This window comes from Streptomyces sp. UC4497, from assembly GCF_054871485.1.
Genome location: NZ_JBTYHB010000003.1, coordinates 465,203 through 478,532, shown reverse-complemented (window position 1 = coordinate 478,532; position 13,330 = coordinate 465,203). Strand labels below are relative to the sequence as shown.

Here is a 13,330-nt window from a genome sequence, read left to right as displayed (position 1 = left end):
GGGACCGCTCCCCCCCCTCCCGCTCAGCTCAGCTCAGCTCAGTTCGAAGCCGTGGTAGTGGCTCACTGCGATGCCGTCGGTGAGGTCGCGGTAGAGGCCGACGCCTCCGATGAACGGCATGAACACCCGTTGTTTTCCTGGGACGTTGGCGCCCATGTACCAGGACGCGGCCTGTGGCATGAGCGTGAGGTCGGCGAGGTCGTTGGTGGTGTTGACCCAGTTGTCCTCGGCGTCCGGGTCGGGCTCCATGCGGTGCAGTCCGCGCTCGCGCAGGTGCGTGAGGGCGCGGGTGATCCAGTCCACGTGGTGCTCGATCGAGGTCATCATGTTGGAGAGGACGGACGGGCTCTGGGGGCCGGTCACCGTGAAGAGGTTGGGGAAGCCGGCCGACATCAGGCCCAGATACGTGCGCGGGCCGTGGGCCCACTTGTCGCGCAGCGAGCGGCCGTCGGCGCCCCGAATGTCGATGGCGTTCAGGGCGCCCGTCATCGCGTCGAATCCGGTCGCCATGACGATGACGTCGACGTCGTACGCGGCCCCGTCCTCGGTGCGGATCCCGCGCTCGGTCATCCGGTCGATCGGCCGCTCGGCGAGGTCGACCAGGGTGACGTTGTCCTGGTTGAACACCTCGAAGTAGCCGGTGTCGACGCACATCCGCTTGCTGGCGATCGGGTACGTGCGCGGGGTGAGCCGCTCGGCGAGTTCGGGGTTCTTCACCTTCTCGCGGATCCGGGCGCGGACGTACTCGGCGACGGCCTCGTTGGCCTCCGCGTCCCTCAGCAGGTCGCTGAAGCCGCTGCCGAAGCACAGGCCGCCGATGTCCCAACGGCGGTCCAACTCCCCTACGATTTCCTCCTCTTCGGTCTCGACCAGCAGCACCTGCGCCTCTTCGTCACAGTCGAATCCCTTCGATGAGGCGCGGGACACTTCGCGCCGTTCGGGGTAGCGCGCCCGCGCCGCTGCGAGGCGGGCGGCGTTGGGGCCGTTGTGGGCGGGCACCGCGTAGGACGGGGTGCGCTGGAAGACGGTGAGCGAGCCGACCAGCGGGGCGATCGCGGTGATCGTCTGCAGCCCGGAGGATCCGGTGCCGATCACGGCCACCCGCTTGCCGGCCAGGTCGGCGCCCTCGTGCGGCCAGTTGGACGTCCACAGCACCTCGCCGGTGAAGTCCGCGAGGCCCTCGAAGTCGGGCCGGGACGGTACGGACAGGCATCCGGTGGCCGCGATGACGTACCGGGCGGTGCGGGGCGTGCCGTCGGAGGCCCGGACCGTCCAACGCTCCGCCGCGTCGTCCCAATCGAGCGATTCCACGCGGGTGTTGAAGACGACGTCCGTGCGCAGGTCGAAGCGGTCGGCCACGTGGCGGGCGTAGGCGAGGATCTCCGGCTGGGCCGCGTAGCGCTCGCTCCAGTCCCACTCCTGCTCCAGCTCGGCGTCGAAGGAGAAGGAGTACTCGACGGACTCGATGTCGCAGCGGGCGCCCGGGTAGCGGTTCCAGTACCAGGTGCCGCCGACGTCCGCCCCGGCCTCGACCACGCAGGTGTCGAAGCCGAGCGCGCGCAGTCGGTGCAGCTGGTAGAGGCCGGCGAATCCGGCGCCGATGACGATCACGTCGTGGTCGGCCATGGCTCACACCGTCCTTTCGGCGACGAACTTGTTGATGTGCTCCGCCACGAGACGCAGCCCGTCCTCGAAGCCCGGCAGGATGCCCACCATCTGGAAGAAGGCGTGCATCTGGCCCTCGGCCTCTTCCAGGGCCACAGGGACGCCGGCGTCGCGCAGCGCCTGTGCGTAGGCCACACCCTCGTCGTGCAGCGGGTCGTACTCGGCGACGTACACGAGCCCCGGCGGCAGGCCCGCGAGGGTGTCGGCGCGCAGCGGGGAGGCGTCCGGGTGTGTGCGGGCCCGCTCGTCGGGGAGGTAGTGGCCCCAGAACCAGGCCATGGTGTCGCGGGTGAGCATGAGTTGGTTCTGCGGGGCGATGTACGAGGTTCGGTTCAGGTCGTAGTCGGTGACGGGATAGATCAGGGCCTGGTAGTCGACGGCGGGCCCGTCGCGGTCGCGGGCCCAACGGGTCATCACCGCCGCGATGTTGCCGCCCGCACTGTCACCGGCGACGAGCAACGGGACTCCCTGCGGGGCGAGTTCCGACGCATGCTCGGCGGTCCAGGTCAGGGCGGCCCAACTGTCCTCGACGGCTGTGGGGAACGGATACTCGGGCGCTTTGCGGTAGTTGACCATCACCACGGTCGCCTGCGTGGCGTTCGCGAGCCGGCGGCCCACGTGGTCGTACTGCAGGTCGATGTCCCCGATGACCCAGCCGCCGCCGTGGAAGTACACGACGACCGCCTGCGGGGTGCCGGCCGGCCGCAGCACCCGCGTGCGGAATCGCCCGCCGTCACGGCCCTCGATCTTGATGTCCCGTACGGCGCCGACCTCCGGGCCCAGGCCGCTGATACCGGACAGGATCGGGCCGTAGAGCCGGGCGATGGCCGGCGTGGACTCGTGCATCGCCGGGCCGTCGGACTTGGCCAGTTCCGCCAGAAACGCCTGGGTCACCGGTTCCAGTGGCATACGGCCGTCCCCTCGTCGATCCCGCTCGTCTTCTCGGAGGTGATGCTCGTGCGGTGGCTGGGTCCTCGGCTCACCCGCCGCCGGTCGCGAACGGCAGCGTCTCGTACCGACGTACGTAGCAGCCGTCCGCGAAAGTACCGCGGGGTGCGTCGACCGTGAAGTGCGGGAAGCGGGAGATGAGTTCGGTGAGCGCGATCCGTCCCTGGAGGCGGGCCGCCGCGGCGCCCAGGCAGTGGTGCGGGCCGTAGCCGAAGGCCAGGTGCTGTGGGGTCGTACGCCCCAGGTCGACCTCGTCGGCGTGGGGACCGAAGGCGCGTGGGTCGCGGTTGGCGGAGCCGTAGAGCAGCAGCACCTTGGCCCCGGCCGGCGCGGTCCTGCCGTGCAGGCTCAGGTCCTCGGTGAGGGTGCGGGCCAGGCCCTGCACCGGCGACGCAAGGCGCAGCGCCTCCTCGACGAAAGGCCCGACCGACTCCGGGTCCGATGCGATCCGTGCCCGTAAATCGGGTTGCTCGGTGAGGAGTTCGGATGCGGTGGTCAGCAGTCCGATGGTCGTGTCGTTGCCGCCGGCGATCATGGTGAAGGCGAATCCCAGGATCCGGATCACGGCCTGCGGATCGTCGGCCAGGACACGGACGAGGTCGGAGACGGTGTCGTCGGCCGGGTGCACGCGGCGCCGCTCGATCAGTTCCGCGAAGTACGCGAAGAGGTCGGCGACCGCCTCGCGCGCGTCGAGGGCATGGCCCTTGGCGCCCGCCTGCACGATCGACTGTGTCCAGCCCGCGAACTGCCGACGATCGGCCGCGTCGACCCCCAGGTAGTGGGCGACGACGAAACACGGGAGTGGCCGCATCAGTTCGGCGACGATGTCGACCGGGTCCCCCGCCGCTGTCATCTCGGCGATCGCGTCGAGCCGGGTGCGTACGAAGTCGCGTACCGCGTCCGCCACGGATTCCACGCGGCGCGGAGTGAACCCCTTGGTGAGCAGCCCGCGGAACTCCGTGTGCTCCGGCGGGTCGAGCATGACCAGCGGCGGCGCGACCTCCACACCGGCCGCGGCCATGTCGTCGCGGACCACCGTCAGCCCCTGACGTGACGAGAACACCTCGGGGCGGCGCAGCGCGTCCAGGACGTCGTCGTAGCGGGAGAGCACCCAGTGGTCGCCGTCCTCGACGTGGTGCAGCGGATCGTGGTCGCGCAGGGCCGCGTACATCGCGTAGGGGTCGCGCCAGGACTCGGCACCGCGGGGTAGGAATCGGGCGGGTGGCGGGACGATGGTCATGGCGGCACGGTGAGCGACTTCTGACGCACTGTCAATGGACGCTCGGGCAGGCGTCGGTCGACGACAAGCACCCGGCGGGCGCACCGGTCGTCGTGGTCACTCACCGCGCGCCCGAGGACGCCGCCACGAAGTGGCCCACCACGACGTTCGTCGACGGGGTCGAGGCCGCGATCGTCCGGGCCAAGGAGATCGCCGGCGATCAGGACGTCACCGTCGCGAGCGCGGCGATCACCCAGCAGGCGCTCGACCTCGGTCTGGTCGACGAGGTGTGTGTCAGCCTCGTACCCGTACTGTTCGGCGAGGGGATCCCCTACTTCGCGAAGCTGGCGCGCGGCCATCTCCTCCTCGAGGACCCGATCGTCGTCCAGGGGCGCCGCGCCCTCCACCTGCGGTATCCGGTCCGCCGATAGCCGGCCGTCGAGTCCCCGATGTGGCGGGGCGGCGCCTGGGCTCGATGCCCGTCGCGCTCTTCCCCGCCCCACGGTCGTGATCTACGTTTGGCATCGCCCCGCCACCGAAAGGCCGACGATGCCGTTTCCCACCAGCGTCCAGCACAATCCGGTCGTCCAGCAGGCGGTCCGCCGCCTCGACGAGCTCGGCGACCCCCGCTTCGGACAGACGCTGCTGCGCTGCCTGGACGACACGCTGGCCCGCACCATCCGCCCGATGCCCGACGGCACCGCCTTCGTCGTGACGGGCGACATCCCCGCCATGTGGCTGCGCGACTCGACGACGCAGATGATGCCCTACCTGGCGCTGCTCGAGGACGACGAGCACCTGCAGGAGCTTCTCCTCGCCGTGCTGCGCCGCCAGTTCCAGCAGATCGCACACAATCCGTACGCCAACGCGTTCAACGCCGAGCCCTCCGGGCGGGCCCACGACACGGATGATCTGTGCGAGGACCCCTGGGTCTGGGAGGAGAAGTACGAGGTCGACTCCCTCGCCTTCCCGCTCCTGTTCGCCCATCGCTTCTGGCGGGCGACCGGGCGCACCGACCATGTGGCGCAGGCGATGGAGGCGGCGCGTGCCGCGATCTCCGTATGGCGCACGGAGCAGGACCACGAGCACCTCTCCAAGTACCGCTTCGTACGGGCGAACGTCCCGGCGACCGACACCCTCCAGAACGAGGGGCGCGGGACACCCGTCGGCGAGACCGGGATGACCTGGAGCGGGTTCAGGCCCAGCGACGACGCGTGCACCTACGGGTACAACGTGCCCGCCAACCTGTGCGCCGCCGCTGCCCTCGACGGCGTCGCCGAGATGGCGCGGCACGTACAGGACGGCGAACTGGCCGACGGTGCGGCCGAGTTGGTGGGTGAGCTGCGCGCGGCGACCCAGCGGCATGGCACCGTCGACCATCCCGACCACGGCTCCATCTACGCCTACGAGGTCGACGGGCTGGGCAACGCGCTCCTGGCGGACGACGCCAACATGCCCAGCCTGCTGTCCCTGCCGCTGGTCGCCGACGTCTCGCCGAAGGATCCGCTGTACCTGGCGACCCGCGCGTTCGTGCTCTCCCCCGCCAACCCGACCTGGTACAGCGGAACGGCCGCCGAGGGCGTGGGCAGCCCCCACACCCCTGACGGTTACATCTGGCCCATCGCCCTCGCCGTGGAGGGCCTGACCAGCAACGACCCTGAACGGCGGCTGCAGTTGCTGCACACCCTGATCGATACCGACGCCGGGACCGGGACGATGCACGAGTCCTTCCACAAGGACGACCCGGACAGGTTCACCCGCGACTGGTTCTCCTGGGCCAACGCGATGTATGCGGAACTGGCCCTGGATCTGGCCGGGTTCGGCACCCGTTCCCTGTGGGACGCGTCATCGGGAGACTCCGCGTAGGGCTCACGCGGACAGTTGCGGATACAGGAGGGCCGGGTCCTCGCCGAGCCGCGACTTCCACTGGGTCGTCCGCTGGTCGGCCAGCACTTCGAGGGCGCCGGCCTCCAAGCCGTCCAGCGCGGCCTTGGCGATCACATCGGGGTCCGACTTCACGTCCTCGATGCCGGCCATCATGTCGGTGTCGACGCTCGCCATGGCCAGCGCCGTGACCTGGGTGCCCTGTCCTGCGAGTTCGTACCGGATGCCGTTGGTCAGCGCCCAAGCGGCAGCCTTGGACGCGCCGTAGCTGTTGGAGTGCTCGTATGCCATCCACGCCATGACCGACAGCACGTTGAGCACGGCACCGCCGCCGTTGGCGTCCAGGACCGGCGCGAAGGCGCGCACCATGCGCAGGGTGCCGAAGAAGTTGGTCTCCATCTCCAGCCGGATGTCCGACTCCGCACCGTCGGTGAGCCGGGCGAAGGTCGACACCCCGGCGTTGTTGACGAGCAGGGCGACGTCGCCGACCGTGTCCGCGGCCCGGGCCACCGAGGCGTCATCGGTGACGTCCAGCATCAGCGGGACGACGCCCGGCAGCTCGGGCACGGTCTCCGGGCGGCGGGTGGCCGCATAGATCTTCTTGGCTCCCCGACGCCGCAGCTCGGCGACGAAGCTCTGTCCGATACCGCGGTTGGCGCCAGGGCTTGCTCAGTCCGGAGCGCACACCGTCGGGACAGCGCCGCTACGCCGAAGGCACCGTCGAGGTGGTCCGTCTCTTCCAGCAGTACTACGCGGCCGGCCTCAGCAGCCGTTCCATCGCGGCACTGCTGCCCTGCGTGAACAACGGCCGCACCACCGCCCCGCAGCGCCGCTTGCTGCACACCGAGCGCGACCGGCTCTCGGCCAAGGTCGAGGAGATGACGCATACGCTCCGTCGACTCGACCAGCTCATCTCCGCCGCCGACCATCGCGGTGGGACGACTGACAGCCGCTCGTTGACGGATGAGAGCAGTACGGTCGCCTCATAACGTTCTGCAGCCGGAGATCATCCACGGCTTCAGTACGGCAGCCCTTCCGACGCCGCGCGCAGGGCGACCTCCAGGCATGCGGCGAACTCGTCGTACGAGGCCTCGGGCTGGTCCGCGTAGCGGCGGGCGAAGTCCTCCGCGGCCGCGCGCAGGGCGCCGTTGAGGGTCGCGGCATGGACCGTCACGCGCAGGTCGTCGGCTTGGCCGCCGGAGCGTTCCGCGAGCAGGCGGCCGAGGACGGGGAGCGCGTCGTCGTGGGCCTGGAGCCAGACGGCGCGCAGCGCGGGCTCGGTCGAGGTCATGCGGATCAGCGCCAGGATGGTGGGCGTGCCCTGCGGCAGATCGCCCGTTCCGCGCGTCTCGGTGAAGAAGTCCAGCAGGCTCATGTGGGCGGGCCAGTGGCGCAGTTGGGTCACCGCGAAGTCGAGTCCCGCCGCGAGCAGCGGGAGGACGCAGCTCTCCTTCGTCGGGAAGTGCCGCCACAGCGTGCGTGAGGAGACGCCGACGGCCTCCGCTATCTGCGCTCCCGTCGTGGCCGTGACGCCCTGGGACGTGAACAGGCGCACCGCCTCACAGGCGATCTCGAACCGGAGCGCGGCCTTGCGGCGGTCGGCGAGCGAGGGCCGCTCGCCCGTCGGCGTCGACTCCTTCCGCCACTCTTCCCATGGCATCTGTCGCATGCCGCCATCTTGTCACTGAGTGACACGCGACTCTACTCTGCGGTAGCTGACCGGCGAGTAACCACCGTGCTCTCGCCGGGAGTTGGCCGGCGTATGCGTATACCCCTGTGCCCTTTGCCCCTGTGCCCCCTTGTGCCCTCCCTCCCCCACTTGGTCAAGGAGTTGCCCATGCCCTCCCCCACCAGGCGCGCCCTGCTCACCGGCGCCACCGCCCTCGCCGCCACCGCCGCCCTCCCGGCCCCGGTCGCGGCGGCCGCACCCACCCGCGTACGCCTGACCCGCGAGGAACACCGCGTCGTCGTCATCGGATCGGGATTCGGCGGCGGCGTCGCCGCGCTGCGGCTCGCCCGGGCCGGCGTCCCGGTGACCGTCCTCGAACGCGGGCGGCGCTGGCCGACCGGCCCGAACGCGGAGACCTTCCCGCGCATCTCCGGCCTCGACAAGCGGGCACTCTGGTACGGCACCCTGCCCGAAGCCGTCAGGCCGCTGGCCCGTCTGATCGGCACCCCGCTCGGCTTCGCGCCCTACACCGGCCTCCTCGAACCGGTCCTCGGGGAGAACATCCTGAGCGTGTGCGCGGCCGGGGTCGGCGGCGGATCGCTCGTCTACCAGGGCATGACCCTCCAGCCCTCGGAGGCCGTCTTCAACACCTGGCTGCCCGAAGGCCTCGACTACCGGCGCATGGACCGGGTCCACTATCCGCGCGTGGCCCGCATGCTCAAGGCGGACACCGCGCCCGACCAACTGATCGACTCGCCCAACTACTTCGCGTCGCGGATCTTCGGCGAACGGGTCCGCAAGGCCGGGTACGACCTGGAGAAGATCCCCATGCCGATCGACTGGGACTACGCCCTGGCCGAACTGCGCGGCGACATGAAGCCCTCGTACACGAACGGCGACTGCGCGCTCGGCGTCAACAACGGCGGCAAGCACTCCGTGGACGTGACCTACCTGAAGCAGGCCGAGGCGACCGGCAAGGTCACCGTCGCCACCCACCACAACGTCACCTCCGTGGCCCGCGCCGCCGACGGCCGCTGGGAGGTGCACGTCGACCGCACCGACGACTCCGGCACCGTGCTGGAGCAGAAGGTGCTCACCACCCGCGCCCTGATCATGGCGGCCGGCAGCGTCAACACCAGCAAACTCCTGGTCCGCGCCGGCGCGACCGGGGCCGTCCCCGACCTGCCCGACGGCCTCGGCGAGGGCTGGGGCACCAACGGCGACCGCATCTACGCGTGGACCAGCCTCCAGGAGGACTTCGGCAGCGAGCAGGGCGGTCCCGTCGTCTACGGCAGCAAGGACTGGGCCGACCCGGCGACCGCGAACACCGTCATCCAGGCCTCCCTCCCGCCCCTGGGCCTCGACATCCGCACGACCATGCTGGTGGGCTTCGGCGTCAGCCCCGACCGCGGCCGCCTGCGCTACAACGCCGGCACCGACTCCGTGTCCCTGCACTGGCCCGCGGGCGGTGACGACACCAGCTACCGCGCCATCCATCGGCGGGTCACGAGGATCTCCCGGGGCCTCGGCACCCTCATCGACACCAACTCCCTGGTCAACAGCACATGGCACCCGCTGGGCGGCGCCCCGATGGGCACCGTGTGCGACCTGGAGGGGCGTGTCCAGGGCCAGCGCGGTCTCTACGTACTCGATGGCGCGCTCATCCCCGGCACCACCGGCGCCTGCAACCCTTCGATGACCATCGCCGCGGTGGCCGAGCGCGCCATGGACAGCATCACCGCCAAGGATGTCGGAACGGTCATCTGACCGTGCCGAGGCATGACCTCTGGGCCCAACTGAGCGCCAACCCGGTGGAGTTCAAAAGTCCCGATTGACCTGCACGATCCGCGTCCTGCGCCCCGGACGCCGTAACATGTCCCGGTTGTCCGGCTCCGGCCGGACAACTCAGGGCAGTTCGGGGGCACTTGCGTCGCGCAGGCCGGGGCTGTCGTCCTCTCGACGTTGGGACCCGATGGACGCCACTCGCGCACACGACGAGCTCAGCCTGCTCGAAGCGGAGCTGACCGAACGGCTCGACGCTCCGGCGCGCTTCTTCGCGAAGGACGCCACCGCCCCGCGCACCCTGGTCGACATCCTCGACGCGACCGTCCGGGAGCACCCCGACGAGCTCGCCCTCGACGACGGCGTGCGTCGTCTGACGTACCGCGCGCTGGACGCCGAGGTCGACCGGCTGCGCAGCCGTCTGGCCGGGGCCGGGGTGGGGCACGGCGACCGGGTCGGCGTGCGGGTGCCGTCGGGGACGAACGACCTGTACGTCGCGATTCTCGCCGTGCTCTCGGCAGGCGCCGCGTACGTACCCGTGGATGCCGAGGATCCGGACGAGCGGGCCGAACTCGTCTTCGGCGAGGCGGGAGTGCGGACCGTGATCGGGGCGGAGCACGCCTTCACCGTCGCGGAGCCCTCCCCCGTTCCCGCCGAGCGGCCGGGGCCCGGGGACGACGCGTGGATCATCTTCACGTCCGGTTCGACCGGGCGGCCCAAGGGCGTCGCCGTCGGTAACCGCAGCGCCGCGGCGTTCGTGGACGCGGAGGCCGCGCTCTTCCTCGCCGAGGATCCGATCGGGCCCGGCGACCGGGTGATGGCGGGCCTGTCCGTCGCGTTCGACGCGTCCTGCGAGGAGATGTGGCTGGCGTGGCGGCACGGCGCCTGCCTGGTGCCGGTGCCGCGCGCCCAGGTGCGTGGCGGCGCCGACCTCGGGCCCTGGCTGGCCGAGCAGGAGATCACCGTGATCTCCACCGTGCCGACACTGGCCGCCCTGTGGGAGCCGGAGGCCCTCAACGACGTCCGGCTGCTGATCTTCGGCGGCGAGGCGTGTCCGCCCGAGCTCGTCCAGCGTCTGGTCACCGAGGGCCGCGAGGTCTGGAACACGTACGGGCCCACCGAGGCAACCGTCGTCACCTGCGCCTCCCTGATGACCGGCGCCGAGCCGATCCGCATCGGGCTGCCGCTGGACGGCTGGGAACTCGCCGTCGTCGACGAGACCGACCGGCCCGTCCCGATGGGCGCCAGCGGTCAACTCGTCATCAGCGGCGTGGGGTTGGCCCGCTATCTCGACCCGGCCAAGGACGCCGAGAAGTACCCGCCGCTGCCCGCCCTGGGCTGGGAGCGCGCATACCGCAGCGGCGACCTGGTCAAGGCCGACCCCGAGGGCCTGGTCTTCCTCGGGCGCGGCGACGAGCAGATCAAGCTCGGCGGGCGCCGCATCGAACTCGGCGAGGTCGACTCCGCACTGCAGGCGCTGCCCGGTGTCGCGGGCGCGGCCTGCGCCGTGCGCACCGCACGCGGCGGCAACCAGCTGCTCGTCGGCTACATCGTCACCCAGGAGGGCTGGCAGCACGCGGCCGCCGTGGACAAGCTGCGCTCCGAACTGCCCGCCGCGCTCGTGCCGTTGCTCGCGCCCGTCGCCGAGCTACCCACGCGGACCTCCGGCAAGGTCGACCGCGACGCGCTGCCGTGGCCGTTGCCCGATGTGGCGACCGATGCCCCGGCCGAGCAGCTCTACGGCACCGAGGCCTGGCTCGCCGAGCAGTGGAGCGAGGCCCTCGGCGTCCCCGTCACCGACGCGCACGACAACTTCTTCACCATCGGGGGCGGCAGTCTCGCCGCCGCCCAGCTCACCACCCGGCTGCGCACCCGCTACCCGGACGCGGCCGTCATCGACCTCTACGAGCGGCCGGTCCTGCGCAAGCTGGCCCGCCGCCTGGAGAAGTCGGCGCAGGACGACGGCGCGAAGCGGACGATCGCCCCGGTCCCGAACCGCGCCAAGCTCGTCCAACTGCTGCTCCTGATACCGCTGTTCACCCTCAACGGCCTGCGCTGGACGGTCGCGCTCGCCGCGCTGGCCGACGTTCTGCACCGGTTCGGCGGCTACGCGTGGGCCCCGTCCGCCTCCTGGTGGCTGCTCGCGCCCGCGGCGCTTGTGCTGTTCAGCCCGCCGGGCCGGCTCACGCTCGCGGTGGGCGGCGCCCGGCTGCTGCTGCGCGGCGTCGGCCCGGGGACGTATCCGAGAGGCGGCGGCGTCCATCTGCGGCTGTGGACCGCCGAGCGGCTCGCCGAGCACAGCGGCGCCACCTCGCTGACCGGTTCCTGGTTGCAGCGCTACGCCCGCGCGCTCGGCGCCCGGGTCGGCCCCGACGTCGACCTGCACTCGCTGCCGCCGGTCACCGGTCTGCTCAAGCTCGGCCGCGGCTGCGCCGTCGAGAGCGAGGTCGACCTGGCGGGGCACTGGCTCGACGGCGACCGCCTGGAGATCGGTGCCGTGAAGGTCGGCGCGGGCGCCGTGGTCGGCACCCGGAGCGTGCTGTTTCCGGGCGCCCGGGTGGGCAAGCGGGCCGAGATCGCGCCGGGCTCGGCCGTCCAGGGGCACGTCCCGACCGGCCAGCGCTGGGCGGGCTCCCCGGCGGTCAAGCTCGGCAAGGCCAAGCGGGAGTGGCCCGCGCAGCGGCCTCCGCGCACGGTGGGCTGGCGCGCGATGTACGGCGCCGCGGGCCTCGGCCTCACGCTCCTCCCGCTCCTGTCCGCCCTCCCGGCCCTGCTCGTCGCGCGCGCCTTCGTGCCCGCGGGCGCCGGGCTCGGCGAGGCCCTGCGCGGCGGGCTGCTCGCCGCCGCCCCCGCGGCCCTCGCCTACGGACTCACGTACGCCGTGCTGATCCTGGCCGGTGTCCGGGTCGCCGGGCTCGGCCTGACCTCCGGCACGTTCCCGGTGCACAGCCGGGCGGGCTGGCAGTCCTGGACCGTGACCCAGCTGATGGACCTGTCCCGGCAGACGCTGTTCCCTCTGTACGCGGGGCTCGTCACGCCGGTGTGGATGCGGCTGCTCGGGATGCGCGTGGGCCGGGACGCCGAGGTGTCCACGGTGCTCGCGCTGCCCGGCCTCACCACGGTCGGCGACGGCGCGTTCCTCGCCGACGACACGCTGACCGCGCCGTACGAACTCGGGGGCGGCTGGGTGCGGATCGGGCGCGCCCGGATCGGCCGGCGGGCGTTCCTCGGCAACTCGGGCATGACGGCGCCCGGCCGCTCGGTGCCGGACGACGGCCTGGTCGGCGTCCTGTCGGCCACCCCGAAGAAGGCCAAGCAGGGCAGTTCGTACCTGGGTCTGCCGCCGGTCCGGCTGCCCCGCCCGGCCACCGGGGTCGATCCGAGCCGCACCTACACACCGCCGGTCCGGTTGCGCTGGGCTCGCGCCCTGGTCGAACTGGGCCGTCTCGTCCCGGTGTTCTGCTCGGCCGCCCTTATCGTCCTGGTCCTCGGCGCGCTGGCCACCGTCGCGGCGGCGCACGGCCTGTGGGCGGCGGCGCTCGTCAGCGGCCCCGTTCTGCTGGCCGCGGGCGTCCTCGCGTGTGCGGTGTCGATCGTGGCCAAGTGGCTGCTGGTCGGCCGCCACCGCACGGGCGAGCACCCGCTGTGGTGCGGTTTCGTGTGGCGGGACGAGCTGGCCGACACCTTCGTGGAGATGCTCGCGGTGCCGTGGCTCGCCGGATCTGTGCCCGGCACCCCGGTCCTCACCGCCTGGCTGCGCGGGCTCGGCGCGCACATCGGGGCGGGCGTGTGGTGCGAGAGCTACTGGCTGCCGGAGACCGACCTGGTCACCCTGGAGGCCGGGGCGACCGTGAACCGGGGCTGTGTCCTGCAGACGCACCTCTTCCACGACCGGATCTTGCGGACGGATACTGTGACCCTTCGCGAGGGCGCCACGCTGGGTCCGGGCGGAATCGTGCTGCCGGGCAGCGAGGTCGGCGCCCGCAGCACGCTGGGGCCCGCGTCCCTGGTGATGGCCGGCGAGTCGGTGCCGCCGGGCAGCCGGTGGCTCGGCAACCCGATAGAGGCCTGGCGCCCGTGAACCGGTGGGCCCCGAAGGCGCGTTGGCCATGTCGTACGGGTACGAAGACGAGTACGGGCACAGGGACAGGGAGCGGACGAGG

The 13,330-nt window shown here is 71.7% G+C and carries 10 protein-coding genes; 5 read left to right on the top strand and 5 right to left on the bottom strand.

All coding sequences use genetic code 11. From position 1 onward, the window contains the following. Positions 1–33: 33 nt before the first annotated feature. From ACYSUO_RS07110 to ACYSUO_RS07100, 3 genes are all read right to left on the bottom strand, one after another. Positions 34–1,626 carry a flavin-containing monooxygenase gene (locus ACYSUO_RS07110; protein WP_461775147.1) on the bottom strand — a complete coding sequence of 531 codons (1,593 nt, stop codon included), beginning with the start codon at positions 1,624–1,626 and terminating at the stop codon, positions 34–36. A gap of 3 nt (positions 1,627–1,629) precedes the next feature. Next, the gene (locus tag ACYSUO_RS07105; RefSeq protein ID WP_461775146.1) at positions 1,630–2,574 is read right to left on the bottom strand and encodes an alpha/beta hydrolase; all 945 of its coding nucleotides are present in this window, start codon (positions 2,572–2,574) and stop codon (positions 1,630–1,632) included. A gap of 70 nt (positions 2,575–2,644) precedes the next feature. Next, positions 2,645–3,853: a cytochrome P450 gene (locus ACYSUO_RS07100; protein ID WP_461775145.1), complete on the bottom strand. Its 1,209-nt coding sequence runs from the start codon at positions 3,851–3,853 to the stop codon at positions 2,645–2,647. Here ACYSUO_RS07100 and ACYSUO_RS07095 point away from each other — a divergent pair. Beyond that, entirely contained in the window at positions 3,835–4,263 is a 429-nt protein-coding gene (locus ACYSUO_RS07095) for a dihydrofolate reductase family protein (protein WP_461775144.1), read from the top strand. The genes ACYSUO_RS07100 and ACYSUO_RS07095 overlap by 19 nt on opposite strands. Positions 4,264–4,381: 118 nt before the next feature. Continuing rightward, entirely contained in the window at positions 4,382–5,698 is a 1,317-nt protein-coding gene (locus ACYSUO_RS07090; protein WP_461775143.1) for a glycoside hydrolase family 125 protein, read from the top strand. Positions 5,699–5,701: 3 nt separating this feature from the next. Here ACYSUO_RS07090 and ACYSUO_RS07085 read toward each other — a convergent pair whose 3' ends face one another. Next, positions 5,702–6,361 (bottom strand): SDR family oxidoreductase, encoded by a 660-nt coding sequence (locus ACYSUO_RS07085; RefSeq protein ID WP_461775176.1) that lies wholly within the window; start codon positions 6,359–6,361, stop codon positions 5,702–5,704. 20 nt (positions 6,362–6,381) lie between these two features. Between ACYSUO_RS07085 and ACYSUO_RS07080 the strand changes: the two genes are divergently transcribed. After that, a complete protein-coding gene (locus ACYSUO_RS07080; RefSeq protein ID WP_461775142.1) occupies positions 6,382–6,705 on the top strand; it encodes a MerR family transcriptional regulator in 324 nt (107 codons plus the stop codon). Between the two features lie 29 nt (positions 6,706–6,734). Here ACYSUO_RS07080 and ACYSUO_RS07075 read toward each other — a convergent pair whose 3' ends face one another. Then, positions 6,735–7,376, bottom strand: coding sequence for a TetR family transcriptional regulator (locus ACYSUO_RS07075; protein ID WP_461775175.1), 642 nt, complete (start codon positions 7,374–7,376; stop codon positions 6,735–6,737). A 177-nt stretch (positions 7,377–7,553) separates the two neighbouring features. Between ACYSUO_RS07075 and ACYSUO_RS07070 the strand changes: the two genes are divergently transcribed. Further along, positions 7,554–9,152 (top strand): GMC family oxidoreductase N-terminal domain-containing protein, encoded by a 1,599-nt coding sequence (locus ACYSUO_RS07070; protein WP_461775141.1) that lies wholly within the window; start codon positions 7,554–7,556, stop codon positions 9,150–9,152. A gap of 205 nt (positions 9,153–9,357) precedes the next feature. After that, positions 9,358–13,248 (top strand): Pls/PosA family non-ribosomal peptide synthetase, encoded by a 3,891-nt coding sequence (locus tag ACYSUO_RS07065; RefSeq protein ID WP_461775140.1) that lies wholly within the window; start codon positions 9,358–9,360, stop codon positions 13,246–13,248. The last annotated feature ends 82 nt before the right edge of the window (positions 13,249–13,330 follow it).